Below are 15,665 nucleotides of genomic sequence, written 5' to 3'. Positions count from 1 at the left end.
CAGGAGCTTCGAGGGGACACCATGACCACGGCCACGGCGGACGAGCAGCAGGCAGCGGACGGAAGGACCGGACACGCGGCGGACACCCATGACCTGATCAGGGTGCAGGGCGCCCGGGAGAACAACCTCGACAACGTGACGATCGACATCCCGAAACGGCGGCTGTCGGTGTTCACCGGTGTCTCGGGCTCGGGCAAGAGCTCCCTGGTGTTCGACACGATCGCCGCGGAATCCCAGCGGATGATCAATGAGACCTACAGCGCCTTCCTGCAGGGCTTCATGCCCACGCTCGCGCGGCCCGACGTCGACGTCCTCGAGGGACTGACGACGGCGATCATCGTGGACCAGGAGCGCATGGGTGCCAACCCCCGCTCGACCGTCGGCACGGCGACCGACGTCAACGCGATGCTGAGGATCGTCTTCTCCCGCCTCGGCCGGCCGCACATCGGGTCACCGCAGGCGTTCTCCTTCAACGTGGCGTCCATCAGCGGTGCGGGCGCGGTGACCATCGAGCGCGGCGGCACCACGGTCAAGGAACGGCGCAGCTTCACGATCACCGGCGGGATGTGCCCGCGGTGCGAGGGCATGGGCTCGGTGACCGACATCGACCTGACGCAGCTCTACGACGAGACGAAGTCCCTGAACGGGGGAGCCCTGACCATTCCCGGCTACAGCATGGAGGGCTGGTACGGCCGGATCTTCGGTGGGTGCGGGTACTTCGACGCGAATACCCCGATCCAGGACTTCACGGAGCGCGAGCTGCAGGATCTCCTCTACAAGGAACCGACCAAGATCAAGGTCGACGGCATCAACATCACCTACGAGGGCCTCGTCCCCAAGATCCAGAAGTCCATGCTCGCCAAGGACCGCGAGTCCATGCAGCCGCACATCCGGGCCTTCGTGGACCGGGCGGTCACGTTCACCACCTGTCCGGAGTGCGACGGCACCCGCCTCAGCGAGGCGGCGCGCTCCTCGACGATCGACGGCGTCAGCATCGCCGACGCCTGCCGGATGCAGATCAGCGATCTCGCGGCCTGGGTGCGCGGCCTCCACGAACCATCGGTTGCGCCGCTGCTGAAGGCACTGGGGGAGACGCTCGACTCCTTCGTGGAGATCGGCCTGGGCTACCTCAGCCTCGATCGGCCGTCGGGCACCCTCTCCGGCGGTGAATCCCAGCGCACCAAGATGATCCGGCACCTCGGCTCCTCCCTCACCGATATCACCTACGTCTTCGACGAGCCGACGATCGGCCTCCACCCGCACGACATCCAGCGCATGAACGACCTCCTGCTGCGCCTGCGCGATAAGGGCAACACCGTGCTGGTGGTGGAGCACAAACCCGAGATGATCGCGATCGCCGACCACGTCGTCGACCTCGGTCCCGGGGCCGGGACCGCCGGCGGGACGGTGTGCTTCGAGGGGACGGTCGAGGGCCTGCGCGCCAGCGGGACGCTCACCGGCCGGCACCTCGACGACCGTGCCGCCCTCAAGGACGGCCTGCGCTCGCCGAAGGGTGTCCTCGAGGTCAGGGGCGCGACGGCGCACAACGTCCGGGATGTCGACGTCGACATCCCCCTCGGGGTGCTGTGCGTCGTCACCGGAGTGGCCGGCTCCGGGAAGAGCTCGCTGATCCACGGCTCGGTCTCCGGTCGCGACGGGGTGGTGGCGGTGGACCAGACGGCGATCAAGGGATCACGGCGCAGCAACCCTGCGACCTACACGGGCATGCTGGAGCCCATCCGCAAGGCCTTCGCGAAGGCCAACGGGGTGAAGCCCGCCCTCTTCAGCGCCAACTCCGAGGGTGCATGCCCCACCTGCAACGGCGCGGGCGTCATCTTCACCGATCTCGCGATGATGGCCGGGGTCGCCACCACGTGCGAGGTCTGCGGTGGCAAGCGCTTCATGGCCGAGGTGCTCGAGTACACGCTGGGCGGGAAGAACATCAGCGAGGTGCTCTCCCTGCCGGTGAGCGAGGCGGTCCGGTTCTTCGCCGAGGGCGACGCGAAGGTCCCGGCAGCCCTCGCGTTTCTCCGCCGGCTGGCCGACGTCGGGCTCGGCTACGTGAGCCTCGGCCAGCCGCTGACCACGCTGTCCGGCGGCGAACGCCAGCGCCTCAAGCTCGCCACCCACATGGGGGAGAAGGGCGGCATCCTGGTCCTCGACGAGCCGACGGCGGGCCTGCACCTCGCCGACGTCGAGAACCTCCTGGGACTGCTGGACCGTCTCGTGGACGCGGGGAAGTCGGTCATCGTCATCGAGCACCACCAGGCGGTCATGGCGCACGCCGACTGGCTCGTCGACGTCGGACCGGGTGCCGGCCACGACGGCGGGACGATCGTCTTCGCGGGGACACCGGCGGAACTGGTGGCGAGCCGTGCGACACTCACGGGCCGGCACCTCGCCGCGTACGTGGGCGCCTGAGGCACCCGGCGGACGCTGTGTCCGCCCGCCGTCGTGCCGATGGTTAGGCTGGGGTCATGGCTACAGTCATCCTCGTGCGGCACGGACGCACCACAGCGAATGCCACCGGCCTCCTCGCCGGCCGGACCCCCGGCGTCAGCCTCGACGGGACCGGGCGCGGGCAGGCGGCGACGACGGCGGACCGGCTGTCCGCGGTGCCCCTGGTCGGGGTGGTGTCGAGTCCCCTCGAGCGGTGCCGCGAGACGGCGCAGTTCATCGTCGACCGCCAGTCCGGGACCCCGCAGGTCCCCATCGACGCCGATCTCACGGAATGCGACTACGGCCGGTGGCAGGGCCGATCCCTGAAGGATCTCGCGACCGAAGGGCTCTGGTCGACAGTGCAGTCCCAGCCCTCCGCCGTCGTGTTCCCGGGCGGTGAGTCGATGGCCGGGATGCAGGCGCGGGCCGTGACGGCGATCCGGAGACAGGACGCGGCCTTCGAAGCAGAACACGGTGCCGGCGCGGTCTGGGTGGCGGTCAGCCACGGGGACATCATCAAGTCCGTCCTCGCCGATGCCTACGGGATGCATCTCGACCTGTTCCAGCGCATCACCGTCGGTCCCGCCTCGGTGTCGATCGTGCAGTACGGCAGCATGCGCCCGACGGTGCATCTGACCAATTCCGATGCGGGTGACCTGTCCTGGCTGAAGGCCGCCGCGGCCGCAGCCGATGCGCCCGTCGGCGGTGGCGCAGGTCATCCGTCACCACCGTCCCCGAGCGCCTAAAATAGGATCATGCCTACCATCGTTCACGAGTTCACCTGGCCTGACCGGGTCGTCGTCGGCACCATCGGAGTACCGGGGGAGCGCACGTTCTACCTGCAGGTGCGCACCGGGAAGCAGATCGTCAGCATCGCGCTGGAGAAGCAGCAGTCGGCGCAACTCGCCGAGAAGATCGACGAGATCCTCGACCAGCTCATCACCCTCGAGGGCAACCCCTTCAGCGTCCCCACGGGAACGCCGATCGAACTCGTGGACAACGACCAGCTCGACTCCGTGCAGGAGCAGTTCCGGACCGGCACCATGAGCCTCGGGTGGGACCCCACCACCGCGCAGATCGTCGTGGAGGCCTATCCGCTCGACGACGCCGACAGCGACGACGACCTCGATGCCCTGGACGACGACGAGACGGACGCGTCCGAGATGCTGCTGGTGCGGATGCCGGTCGGCACCGCACGGGCCTTCGCCAAGCGGACCAGGGAGATCGTCGGTGCCGGCCGTCCGATCTGCGTGATCTGCGGCCAGCCGATCGATGCCGACGGGCACACCTGCGCCATGCCCGAGGCCTGATGCCGGCACCCGACCTCGTGGGCGCCGAACTGACGCTCACCGGCCGCATCAGGACGGCGTCCAATGCGACATTCCTCGGCAGCGTCGACGGTGCGGCGGTCGTCTACAAGCCGATCGCGGGGGAGAACCCGCTGTGGGACTTCCCCGATGGCAGCCTCGCGCACCGCGAGGTGGCCGCGTTCCTCGTCTCCGAGGCGTTCGGATGGGACGTCGTCCCGCGGACCTGGCTGCGCGACGGACCGTTGGGCGACGGCATGGTCCAGCTGTGGCAGGACGCCGATCCGGAGCAGGATGCCGTCGACCTCGTCGGGGCCGACGAGGTTCCCGAGACCGGCTGGAAGCGCGTCCTCGAAGGTCAGGACGAGACCGGCCGGACCGTCGCCCTCGTCCACGAGGACACGGCGGCGCTGCGGCGCATGGCGGTGTTCGACGTCGTCGTCAACAACGCCGACCGCAAAGGGGACCACATCCTCGCGATGACCGACGGGCACCGGCACGGCGTGGACCACGGGCTGACCTTCCACACCGAGCACAAGCTCCGCACCGTCCTCTGGGGCTGGGTGGGGGATCCGCTGACCGCCGACGAACTCGACGGCGTCGCCCGTGTCAGCGGAGCGCTCGATGGCGCACTGGGTCGTGCCCTCGCGGCGCTCATCACGCCGGGTGAACTCGCGGCCCTCGCAGCCCGTTGCGACCGGCTGCGATCCGCGGCGCGATTCCCCGAGCCACGCGGCGGGATGCCCGCTGTGCCCTGGCCGCTGTTCTGACCCCGTTCCGACCGCTGTTCCGACCGCTGCCAGGAGGGGACAGGGGAGGCGTCGGGCGCTGTCCCGGACGCCGATGGTCGTGACCGACCGCCGGTCCTTCCGCCCGGTGGCCGACCACGACGGACCGGAATCGCCGGTCGACCCCGTGCAGCCGGAGGTCGTCCGGGCCCACGTGGTGCAGAATCTCCTGTCATGACCATCACTGCTGACCAGCGACGTCCGACCATGAAGCGACTCATCCCGCGACGCTCCGCGCGATGATCGTCACGCCTGTCTCGGACCCTCGCCAGCTCGCGGCACTGCTTCCGCGGGCCACCGACGGCAGTCGCTTCCTGCTCGGCATCGTCGGGGCGCCCGGCGCCGGGAAGTCGACCGTGGCAGAAGCCGTCGTCGGCCTCGACGCCGCCGCGCACGCCTCGGTACCCATGGACGGGTTCCACCTCGCCGATCAGGCTCTCCTCACCCTCGGGGTGCTCGACCGGAAGGGCGCACCCGAGACCTTCGACGCCCACGGCTACGCAGCTCTTCTCTCCCGGCTGCACGAACGACCGGACCACGTCGTGTACGCGCCGGCTTTCGAGCGCGCCCTCGAGCAGCCCCTGGCGAACGCCCTGCCGGTGCCGCCGTCGTCGACCCTGATCGTCACCGAGGGGAACTACCTGCTGCTCGATGCCCCCGGCTGGCGGGAGGCTCGGGACCGCCTCGACGAAGTCTGGTTCATCGACATCGACCCCGACGTACGCCGTGCGCGGCTCATCGCCCGCCACGTCCTGTTCGGCAAGACGCCCGCGGCCGCTGAGGAATGGGTGCGCCGCGTCGATGAACCCAATGCCGACCTCGTCGCTGCGACCCGTGACCGTGCGGACCGGGTCCTCGACCTCTCCGCCTGGCAACCCGCCCGACCTTGATCGGGGAGTCCGCGACGGCGCGGGAAGCGTTCACCGGTGCCGCCTGCTCTGGCCTGCCGTTCTCCGACGCCTGATGCTGGAGGCCCGACGTACTGCAGGAGGTCCGACAGTGAGCATTCTCGAGCAGGTGTCCGAGAGCGAGGCGACGGGCGAGATCGCCGCCATCTATGGCGAGGATGCCGACTCCCTCGGCTACGTCGCGGCGCACACCAAGGTCCTTGCGCTGCATCCTCCCGCCTACCGTGCGTGGGAGGGACTGATCAGCGCGATCGCCGGGTCGATGGACCCCCGGCGATACGAGTTGGTGACGCTCGCTGCGGCCCTGGGCATCGGAAACAGGCATTGTCGGCTCGCGCACGGCCGGAAGGCGTTGCCCTACATCGGCGAGGAGGAACTGACGGCCCTTGCCCGGGACTACCGCACGGCGGGCCTGTCGTCTCCTGAGGTGGCGATGATGGTCTTCGCCGAGAAGATGAGCACCGCGTCGGCGTCGATGACCGACGCCGACGCACTCGCCCTGCGCGCCGAGGGGTTCACGGACCCGGAGATCGTGGAGATCGCTCTTGCGGCGGCCGCCCGTAACTACCTCAGCCGCGCCCTGCAGGCGCTGGGCGCGGACGTGGATGTTCCGCCCGGCCTGAGCGCGACCCTGACATCTGCACTTCTCGATCAGCTTCGGTAGATCATCCGTGGCGCTTCCAGAGCTGACGGTCAACGACCGATGATGCCGCGGCCCGCAGTTCTCGCACCGGTGCGGGCAAGACCTTCAGGAACCGGATGGCCCCTTCCAGAGGGACTGGTAATTTGCCGATAATCTACATTATGTCAACTAGCTTCGACGATCACCCCTCGTCCAGGCTGCGCCGACTCCACGTCGAATGACAGCGGGTCTGCAGCGGGCTCATAGAATCCGCTCCTGCCGCTCCATTCCCGGCGAGCTCCTCACAGGTGTCGACGGCGCTGTCTTTCTCTCGACGGCCGGAGTGCCCTTCGTGATGCCCATGGCGAGCAGGACATCGGCCGTCTCTTGCCGAAGGGCTTGTGCCGGATCAGTCACGTCCTCTACAGTGATCCAGAAATAATGAACGCCATTCATTTTGTGGCGTCCGTCATGACCAGGAGGACACCATGCGCGCTGCCGGATGCACCGGGGACGCACGACCCCCCAGGGCAGTCGGCGCACACGCCTGACCGTACGGTCCGGTCGTCGACGAAGCACGATCTGCTCCGTCCGCGTCGTCCGCGTCGTCCGAGGATCGTCACCGCACCTCACGGCTGCGGCATGGTCCAGGGACATCCTGATGGGACGTGTGGGCACCGTCGATGACATCGCCGCGCTGATCTGCTTCCTGGTGGGACCCGACGCCGGCTACATCACCGCGGCCACCTACGACATCAATGGCGGTCTGCAGATCTCCTAGGCCTGCGCGGGATCCGCGACGCGCTGTCGGTGACGATGAGCGGCACCGCCGGGGATTCTCACGTGCGCGCCTTTCCGGAGTGCAGGGAATTGCGGCGTGTCCTTCTGGACACCTCGAAGGCGCCTTCGCCGAATTCCCTGCACTTTCGATAGATGATCGAATCTTCGCGTCACATTACTTCTTTTGTTTCCCCAAGCCATCAGCACTCTGCTTATAGTTGGGACAGCTTCAAGAGACGCGGTCGGAAAGCTCCGACTGGACCGCGCACCAACCCCATGTTCCTGGGTGGTTCGGATGACGAAGCGGCCTCCACCCCGGCGCATGCGCCGGACCGGTGCGGGCAAGAGCACTCCGAAAGGGCTTCGCCGTGAGCTGTCCAGCACTCCCCTAGCATTTCTCTCCCTGTCCCGACGTCGCGCCCTGCGCTGCTGACGAGGGACTGCTTGCACCTTTCTCCGGACGCCCTTCGCTCGAATGCGTCCTTTTTCCCGAGGGAATTCACCATGCCTGAAATGTCGATCCATCCTGCCCGGAATTCATCCGGTGCATTCACCTCCGCCCTACCCTTCCGCACGCCGCTGTCACGGACGGCCCTCGGCGCCGTCACCCTGATCGTCGTCCTCGCCGGATGCGCCGGACCCACGGGATCCACCGCGCCGGCAGGCACCGAGCCGGTGTCCGGTGGCATCCTCGACGTCTCCATCTCCGCAGAGCCCGGCTGCCTCGACGGGCACGGTATCTCGGCCACGCAGCAGCAGTTCCTCGGGCGTCTCATCTACGACAACGTCGTGACCCTGGACGAGGACGGGGAGATCGCGCCGTACCTCGCCGAGTCCTGGGAGATCTCCGAGGACGGCAGGACGTACACCTTCCGCCTGCGCGAAGGTGTCACGTTCAGCGACGGGTCACCCTGGAACGCGGAGGTCTTCGGACAGAACCTGGAGCACATGCGGGACCCGGCCACCAAGTCGCCCCTGGCCGCCGCCTACATCGCCCCGTACGTGGACGGGACGGTCGTGGACGAGTACACCTTCGAAGCACACCTCGCCTACCCCTACACGCCGTTCCTCTACACACTCGCGCAGTCCTGGCTCGGCATGAACTCGGGCAAGGCCATCACCGAGTCCCCGGAGACCCTCTGCCAGAATCCCATCGGCACCGGCCCGTTCACCGTGGAGGACTACCGGCCCGGGCAGAGCATCAGCTACGCGAAGCGGGAGGACTACGACTGGGCGCCCGCGTGGCTCGAGGGTGAGGGCGCGGCCCACCTCGACGGCGTCGAGGTCACCCTCGTCGCGGAACCGGTGATCCGGCACCAGTCCCTGGTCTCGGGACAGTACGACCTCACCGAGAACCTGGCACCCCAGAACGCGGCAGCGGTGCAGGCGGACCCGAACTTCGTGTACGAGAACCTGCCGAGGACGGGCAGTCCCTACGTGCTCGGCTTCAACCTGGCGCGCGCTCCGTTCGACGATCTCGCCGTCCGCCAGGCCTTCGCCGCTGCCGTCGACACCGAAGCGGTGACCGAGAGCCTCGGGTTCGGCACCTACACACCGATCGACAGTTTCCTCTCGAAGGAGAGCAAGTACTACGATCCGACCGTCGAGGGCGTGCTGACCTACGATCCGGCACGAGCGGACGCGCTCCTCGACGAGGCCGGCTGGACGGGGCGGGACGCAGATGGCTTCCGCACCAGGGACGGCGCGCGGCTCACCGTCGAGGTGCCGACCGTCGAGAGCTCGACGCCCAGTCCCCTGCTCGTGCAGCTGCAGGGTGAGGCGCGGAAGGTGGGGTTCGATCTGCGGATCATCCAGGTACCCCAGGCCCAGCTCACGGAACTCCGCTACGCCGGCGATTACGACGCCCTGGCCGGCGTGTGGCACACCAACACCACCGATGTCCTCTTCATCCGGTACCACTCCTCGGAGATCACGGGTGAACGGATCGGCCAGAACTCCTCCTCGGTGGATGACCCCGCCCTGGACGCGCTGCTGGCCACCGCGCGGGAGTCCGATGACGGGCCGGAAGCGGCGGAGGCCTACGCGAAAGCCCAGCACCGCCTGCTGGAGATCGTTCCCGGGGTGCCGCTCTACGAGAATCCGAGCCAGTTCGCCTACTCGAGGACGGTGCAGGGCGTCGCCGTGGACACCTCGCATCCCGTGCCCGTCGTCACCTACGCCTGGAAGGCGGAGTAGGTGGCCGTCCTCCGCCGCGTCGTCACCCGCCTGCTGATCGGGGTCGGCGTCCTGTGGGGCGCGGCCTCCCTTACCTTCCTCGCGATCCATCTGGTGCCGGGGGACACCGCCCTGCTGATCCTCGGTGGGCCGGACGCCCGGCCCACCCCGGAGGCCCTCGCCCAGGTCCGCGCCGACTATCTGCTCGACCAGCCGTTCGTCGTGCAGTACGGCAGCTACCTGGGCAACCTGCTGCAGGGTGACCTCGGGCAGTCCTATCGGCTGCGCATCCCCGTGTCCGAGGCCATCGGACAGCAGATCGGGGCGACGGCGGCCCTGTCCGCCGCCGCCGTCGCCCTCGCGCTGCCCCTCACGTTCGCGGTGGCGATCCTCTCGGCGCAGCGCGCCCCGTGGATCCGCGGGATCGTCTCCGGGATCGAGGTGGTCCTCGCTGCGACCCCCACCTTCATCATCGGGTTCGCCCTCCTGATCGTCTTCTCCTTCACGCTCCACTGGCTCCCCATCGGCGGCAACCAGGGGCCGGCCGCGCTCGTCCTGCCTGCCCTCACCCTGGCCCTGGCCGTCTTCGGCACACTGTCGCAGGTCCTCCGCAACGAACTCGAGGACGTGCTGGAGCAGCCCTTCATCCTCACGGCACGGTCCCGGGGCCTGCGGGATCTCGCCGTCCGCGTCCGCCACGCCCTGCGGCACGCCATCATCCCCGTGCTGACGATGTCCGGCTTCGTGGTCGCGGCACTGCTCGGCGGTTCCGTGGTCGTGGAGACGCTGTTCAGCCGGCAAGGGATCGGCTCCCTCACCCTGGCGTCCGTGTACAACAAGGACCTCCCCGTCATCATCGGGATCGTGCTCCTCGCTGCCGCGGTCTACGTCGTGGTGAACCTCGTCATCGACCTCCTGTACACCCTCATCGACCCGAAAGTGGTGACCGCATGAGCATCACCGACCGCACGCTCGCGCCGGTCGCGGTGCAGGCCGCCCCGACCGGTACACTCCCTACGCCCGCGGAGCCGAGGCCGCACGCACGAGCGGCACGACGACGGCCCGGTTTCCGCCCGGGGCTCGTCCTGGCCTCCGCGTTCCTCCTGTGGCTCGCCGCGGCGAGCCTCGTTCCCGGACTGGTCGCTCCCGGCGATCCCTACGCCGTCGAGCCGGCGAGGAGTTTCGAGGCACCCGGCCCGCAGGCGTGGTTCGGCACGGACGACTCCGGCGCCGACGCCTACACGCGGATCATCCACGGTGCAGCGACATCGCTCTCGATCGGTCTCGGCGCGACCGCGATCGGGGTGGTCGGCGGCACCGCGATCGGCCTGCTGGCCGGCCTGAACGGGCGGCTCGTCGAGGCATCGGTCATGCGGGTGCTCGACGTGACCCTCGCCATCCCGGAGATCCTCCTGGCGCTCGTGGTGATCGGCATCATCGGCGGCGGGACGGGGAACGCCATCCTGGCGATCGGCGCCGGCAGCATCGCCTACTACGCGAGGATCACCCGTGCGCAGACCCACCTGGTCCGCCGCTCCGGGTACGTCGAGGCGGCGCGTACCCTGGGGCTGCCCGGCTGGCGCATACTCCTCGCGCACATCCTGCCGAACGTCATCAAGCCGGTCCTGGTGCTGGCGACGATCGGCGTCGGGTCCGCCATCGGAGCGGGTGCCTCCCTCAGCTTCCTCGGGCTCGGCACCCCTCCCCCCGCGCCCGAATGGGGTGCCATGCTCTCGGCCGGGCGCAACTTCATCTCCAACGCACCCTGGCTGATCACGCTCCCCGCGGCCTTCCTCGTCGCCACCGTCCTGTCCATCACCGTCGTCGGGCGCGAGCTGCGCCGGCGGTCCGAAGGAAGACTCCCATGACCTCGCTCCCCGTGTCCCCCGTGTCCCCCGTGTCCCCCCTCGTCGAGCTCCACAACCTGACCGTCGCCTTCGGGCACGGCGCCCGGCGCCGCGAGGTGGTGCGCGGCGTCAGCCTGTCCGTCCGGCCCGGTGAGTGCCTGGCCCTCGTGGGTGAATCGGGATCCGGGAAATCGGTCACCGCCCGCACCCTCGTGGGCCTGACCGGTCCGTCCGCAGTGGTCCGGTCCGACGTCCAGCGGTTCGGCGGGGTGAATGCCGGGCAGTGGTCCGAACGGCAGTGGTCCCGCGTCCGCGGGCGCCGCGCCGGGTTCGTCCTGCAGGACGCACTGTCCTCCCTCGATCCGCTCCGGACCATCGGCGCCGAGGTCGGTGAGGTCCTGCGGCTCCACTCCGAGCTGGACCGGCCAGGACGACGGCGTCGCGTCGCGGAGCTCCTGGCCTCCGTGGGCGTGCCGGATCCCGAGCTGCGCGCGGACCAGTACCCGCACGAGCTGTCCGGTGGTCTGCGGCAGCGGGCGCTCATCGCCTCCGCCATCGCAGCGGACCCGGCCCTCCTCATCGCGGACGAACCGACGACGGCGCTGGACGCGACGATCGCGGCGCAGGTCCTCCGGCTCCTCGGCGGCCTCAAGGGATCACGGACCGGCATGCTCGTGGTGAGCCATGACCTCGCCGTCGTCGCCGACCTCGCCGATCGCGTGGCGGTCATGCGGGACGGGGAGATCGTCGAGGAGGGTTCGGTCGAAGCCGTCCTGCAGGATCCCCGCCACCCCTACACGCAGGGACTGCTGGCGGCCGTACCGTCCCGCGCGTCCCGGGGTCGCCGCCTCACCGCGCCTTCGTCCGCCGCCGCCGCGGGGACACCGGACCGGCCACCGTCGGACGCGCCCGCCCCGGCGGTGCGTGACCTCCGCGGGTCCGCCCGCCGGTCCCCGGCCGGCGACGCCCCGATCCTGACGGTCGCCGGGCTCCGGAAGGCCTATCCCGGACCGTCCCGCACCACGCGCACCGCGGTGCAGGACGTCTCCTTCACCCTCGAACGGGGGACGACCCTCGGGATCGTCGGCGAGTCCGGTTCGGGAAAGAGCACCGTCGCCCGGATCGTCCTCGGGGTCGAGCAGCCCGACGCGGGCTCCGTGCTGGTCCACGGACGTACCTGGCACGAGCACCGCGCGGCTCGCGACACCGCTGCTCGGCGCTCCGTGCAGATGATCTACCAGGATCCCCTGCAGTCCTTCGACCCGCGCAGGACCGTGCGGCAGGTCATCGGTCAAGCCGTCGCCGCGGCAGGGGTTCCGCGCAGGGCCCGGGCCGCCCGCGTCCTCGACCTCCTCGAGCTCGTGGACCTGCCGGCGGACCGCGCACGGTCCCGTCCGCTCGACCTCTCGGGCGGCCAGCGCCAGCGCGTCGCGATCGCCCGCGCGCTCGCCGCCGAGCCGGAGGTGATCATCTGCGACGAGCCGGTGTCCGCCCTCGACGTCACCGTGCAGGCGCGCATCCTCGACCTCCTGGCGGATCTCCAGGAACGCTTCGGTCTCAGCTACCTCTTCATCTCGCACGACCTCGGCGTGATCCAGCACGTGAGCCGCGACGTCCTGGTCCTCCGCGATGGCGTGGTGCTGGAGCACGGCCCGGTCGACCACATCTTCGAGTACCCGCGCCACGCGTACACGCAGCACCTCATCCATGCCATGCCCGCGCTTCCCGCCCTCCGGAAGGACACCGTCCGCTCATGACACGCCAGATCTCCTTCAATCTCTTCGAGATGAACTGCGTGGGACACATCTCCCACGGTCTCTGGGTCCACCCTGAGAACAACCGCCACCGCTTCAACGACCTCGACTTCTGGGTGGAGACGGCGAAGCTGCTCGAGGCCGGTCTCTTCGACAGCGTCTTCCTCGCCGACGTCATCGGCACCTACGACGGCTATCGGGCCGGGCCGGAGACGGCACTTCGGGAAGCAGTGCAGATCCCGAGCAACGATCCGCTCCTGATCATCCCCGCCATGGCGGCGGTGACCGAGCACCTCGGGTTCGCTGCGACGTTCTCGACGACCTACGAGCCGCCGTTCGCCTTCGCGAGGAGGGCGTCGACCCTCGATCACCTGACCAAGGGCCGTTTCGGCTGGAACATCGTGACCTCCTACCTGCCGAACGCCGCCCGCAACTTCGGCCTGCCCGACGAGGTGGAACACGATCAGCGGTACGCGATCGCCGACGAGTACCTGGATGTCCTCTACAAGCTGTGGGAGGGGTCGTGGGACGACGATGCGGTGATCGAGGACCGCGAGCGCCGCGTGTACACCGATCCGTCGAAGGTGCGGTACATCGACCACCGCGGCCCCCACTTCTCGGTCGCGGGTCCCCACCTCAGTGCTCCGTCGCTGCAGCGCACGCCGGTGCTCTTCCAGGCCGGCAGTTCGACGGCCGGCAAGGCCTTCGCGGCGAGGCATGCGGAAGGGGTCTTCGTCGGAGGGCGTGACGCCGCCGCGTACCGCGACAACGTCGCGGACGTCCGCCGGCTCGCCGTCACGAACGGCAGGGCAGCGCACCACATCAAGGCCTTCGCCGGTGCCGTGGTGATCGTCGGGCGGACCCACAAGGAGGCCCAGCGCAAGGCCGAGGAGTTCCGCCGGCTGTCCAGCGCGGAGGGCTACCTCGCCCATGCCGGCGGTGGCGGGATCGATCTCGCCGCGTACCGTGCCCACGAGGTGATCGACGACATCCTCGCGCGCGAGGACCGCCCCGGTCGTGACCGGCTGCCCAGCAACCGACGGCATCCGGCGGGCACGACCGTCGGCGAAGCCCTCGAGCGCATCACGAGGTTCGACCGCGGCCCCTTCGTGGCCATCGGCACCCCGGTCGAGGTCGCGGACGAGATCGAGCGATGGGTGGAGGCCACGGATCTCGACGGCTTCAACCTCCGGCAGTTCCTCACGCCCGGGACCGCCGAGGACTTCGTCGAGTTCGTCGTTCCGGAGCTGCAGAAACGGGGGCTCTACCGGCGCTCCTACGAGGAGTCCACGCTGCGCGAGCGCCTCTTCGGGCCCGGCAACAGGCGCCTGTTCCCAGAACATCCGGGAGCCCGCTACCGCAACGGTGCGCACCTCGGCGACGACGCGCGCCCCCTCGCCCGGGAGGAGGCGTCCGACGACGGGCGCCTTGCCCTCCTGTCGGTTGCCGGCTCGTCGGTCGCCGCCTCATCCCCCGCTGACCGGAGCGCTGCTGCGCCAGCCGTCGCCGGAGCGCCCGCAGGGGCCGACGCGTCCGGCGCCACGCCGTCGTCCGCCGCTACGCCGGCTTTCGCCGGAGGCAGGCGATGAGCGTGGCCGCGGATCGGGAACCGTCGACCGCCCGGGCCGAAGGGACACCTGTCCGGGCCGAAGCGACCACCGCCGGGCCGGCCGGGCGGACCTCCGGAACGCCCCACGCCGACAGGGCGGTCGATGCGGTCGGTGCGGTCGGTGCGGTCGGCCGCGGGCCCGGCACGGCGGATCCATCATCGACCGCCGCCCTCCTGGACCGGTTCCGTCCGCTGTTCGCCGGCATCGCCGAGGGCGCCGTGGACCGCGAGCAGCAGCGCCGGCTGCCCTTCAGGGAGGTGGCGGCCCTCAAGGAGGCCGGCTTCGGGGCCCTGCGGGTGCCGGTCGAGTACGGCGGCTCCGGTGCCACGCTCCGGCAGCTGTTCTCGCTGCTCACCGAGCTGGCAACTGCCGACTCCAACCTCACGCAGCTGTGGCGCGGCCACTTCGCGTATGTCGAGGGGCTCCTGCTGCAGCCGCCGTCGGCACATCGCGACCGCTGGCTCTTCGACATCGCGGCAGGAGCGATGATCGGGAACGCGTCGAGCGAGCTGACGGGAACCTCGCTGCGCGACATCCGGACCGCCCTCACCGAGACGGACGGGCGGGACGGCGCCCTCACCCTCACCGGGTCGAAGTACTACAGCACCGGGAGCCTCTACGCGGACTGGATCGCGGGCAGCGCTGTGCGCGACGGCGAGCGTGTGGGCTACGCGGTCCGCGCCACCGCCGCCGGCGTGGAGCGCGTCGACGACTGGGACGGCTTCGGGCAGCGGCTGACCGGCAGCGGGACCACCCATTTCACCGACGTCAGGGTGGACCCGGCGCATGTCCGCACCTACTCTCCGGATGCCCCGAGCCATGTACACGGCTTCTTCCAGCTCGTCCTCGTCGCAGCGCTCGCGGGTGTCGCCCGCGCGGCGGCCCGTGACGCTGCGGACTTCGTGCTCCCGCGCACGCGCTCCTACATCACGGCGACGACGGCGCTCCCCCGGGAGGACCCGCAGGTGCTCCAGGTGGTCGGAGAGGTGGCGGGGCGTGCCTTCGCGGCCGAGGCCGTGGTGCTCGCGGCCGCCGACGCCCTCGACGCCGCCGCCGGACTCCTCCTGGCGGACCCGGCCGATGTTTGGCTCGCCGGGGACGGTCCGGGTACCCGACCGGCGACCGGCAGGGCGGCGGATCGTTCCGCCACAGGTCCCGACACCGCTGCACGGGCTGCAGTGGACTCCGCCGAGGTCGCGGTGAACCAGGCCCAGCTGGTCGCGGTCGAGCAGTCGCTGAGGGCGGCGACAGACCTCTTCGAGATCGGCGGAGCCTCCGCGACGGAGGCCGGCAGGGCGCTCGACCGGCACTGGCGCAACGCGCGCACCATCGCCTCCCACAATCCGGCCGTGTACAAGGCGCGCTCGGTGGGCCACTGGCTGGTGCACGGCGAGCGCGAGCCCGTCCCCTGACCCGCAGCGGGTCCGGCCGTGCG

At 69.9% G+C, this 15,665-nt stretch carries 12 protein-coding genes, 1 pseudogene and 1 riboswitch; all 13 genes and pseudogenes read left to right on the top strand.

Annotated features, from left to right (window positions below):
* Positions 1–21 precede the first annotated feature (21 nt).
* Positions 22–2,421 (top strand): ATP-binding cassette domain-containing protein, encoded by a 2,400-nt coding sequence (locus ACTIMO_RS11990; protein ID WP_448182549.1) that lies wholly within the window; start codon positions 22–24, stop codon positions 2,419–2,421.
* Positions 2,422–2,477: 56 nt separating this feature from the next.
* A complete protein-coding gene (locus tag ACTIMO_RS11985) occupies positions 2,478–3,185 on the top strand; it encodes a histidine phosphatase family protein (RefSeq protein WP_448182548.1) in 708 nt (235 codons plus the stop codon).
* A gap of 9 nt (positions 3,186–3,194) precedes the next feature.
* Positions 3,195–3,749 (top strand): DUF3090 domain-containing protein, encoded by a 555-nt coding sequence (locus tag ACTIMO_RS11980; RefSeq protein ID WP_448182547.1) that lies wholly within the window; start codon positions 3,195–3,197, stop codon positions 3,747–3,749.
* Positions 3,749–4,516: an SCO1664 family protein gene (locus tag ACTIMO_RS11975; RefSeq protein WP_448182546.1), complete on the top strand. Its 768-nt coding sequence runs from the start codon at positions 3,749–3,751 to the stop codon at positions 4,514–4,516. The genes ACTIMO_RS11980 and ACTIMO_RS11975 overlap by 1 nt, the downstream gene beginning before the upstream one ends.
* 257 nt (positions 4,517–4,773) lie before the next feature.
* Positions 4,774–5,424 (top strand): nucleoside/nucleotide kinase family protein, encoded by a 651-nt coding sequence (locus ACTIMO_RS11970; RefSeq protein WP_082471502.1) that lies wholly within the window; start codon positions 4,774–4,776, stop codon positions 5,422–5,424.
* Between the two features lie 109 nt (positions 5,425–5,533).
* Positions 5,534–6,106: a carboxymuconolactone decarboxylase family protein gene (locus tag ACTIMO_RS11965; protein WP_448182545.1), complete on the top strand. Its 573-nt coding sequence runs from the start codon at positions 5,534–5,536 to the stop codon at positions 6,104–6,106.
* A gap of 595 nt (positions 6,107–6,701) precedes the next feature.
* Positions 6,702–6,845 (top strand): annotated as a pseudogene (locus ACTIMO_RS11960) (SDR family oxidoreductase); the annotation flags it as partial.
* A 226-nt stretch (positions 6,846–7,071) separates the two neighbouring features.
* A riboswitch (SAM riboswitch) is annotated at positions 7,072–7,198 on the top strand.
* Between the two features lie 150 nt (positions 7,199–7,348).
* Positions 7,349–9,040: an ABC transporter substrate-binding protein gene (locus ACTIMO_RS11955; protein WP_448182544.1), complete on the top strand. Its 1,692-nt coding sequence runs from the start codon at positions 7,349–7,351 to the stop codon at positions 9,038–9,040.
* Positions 9,041–9,973: an ABC transporter permease gene (locus ACTIMO_RS11950; protein ID WP_448182543.1), complete on the top strand. Its 933-nt coding sequence runs from the start codon at positions 9,041–9,043 to the stop codon at positions 9,971–9,973.
* The gene (locus ACTIMO_RS11945; protein WP_448182542.1) at positions 9,970–10,887 is read left to right on the top strand and encodes an ABC transporter permease; all 918 of its coding nucleotides are present in this window, start codon (positions 9,970–9,972) and stop codon (positions 10,885–10,887) included. Before ACTIMO_RS11950 ends, ACTIMO_RS11945 begins: the two co-directional genes overlap by 4 nt.
* On the top strand, positions 10,884–12,623 hold the full coding sequence (locus ACTIMO_RS11940) for a dipeptide ABC transporter ATP-binding protein (protein ID WP_448182541.1): 1,740 nt from the start codon (positions 10,884–10,886) through the stop codon (positions 12,621–12,623). The genes ACTIMO_RS11945 and ACTIMO_RS11940 overlap by 4 nt, the downstream gene beginning before the upstream one ends.
* Entirely contained in the window at positions 12,620–14,209 is a 1,590-nt protein-coding gene (locus tag ACTIMO_RS11935; protein ID WP_448182540.1) for an LLM class flavin-dependent oxidoreductase, read from the top strand. The genes ACTIMO_RS11940 and ACTIMO_RS11935 overlap by 4 nt, the downstream gene beginning before the upstream one ends.
* Positions 14,206–15,642 carry an acyl-CoA dehydrogenase family protein gene (locus tag ACTIMO_RS11930; RefSeq protein ID WP_448182539.1) on the top strand — a complete coding sequence of 479 codons (1,437 nt, stop codon included), beginning with the start codon at positions 14,206–14,208 and terminating at the stop codon, positions 15,640–15,642. The genes ACTIMO_RS11935 and ACTIMO_RS11930 overlap by 4 nt, the downstream gene beginning before the upstream one ends.
* The last annotated feature ends 23 nt before the right edge of the window (positions 15,643–15,665 follow it).

The organism is Arthrobacter sp. CP30 (genome assembly GCF_053470025.1).
This window is presented reverse-complemented; position numbering and strand designations above follow the sequence as displayed.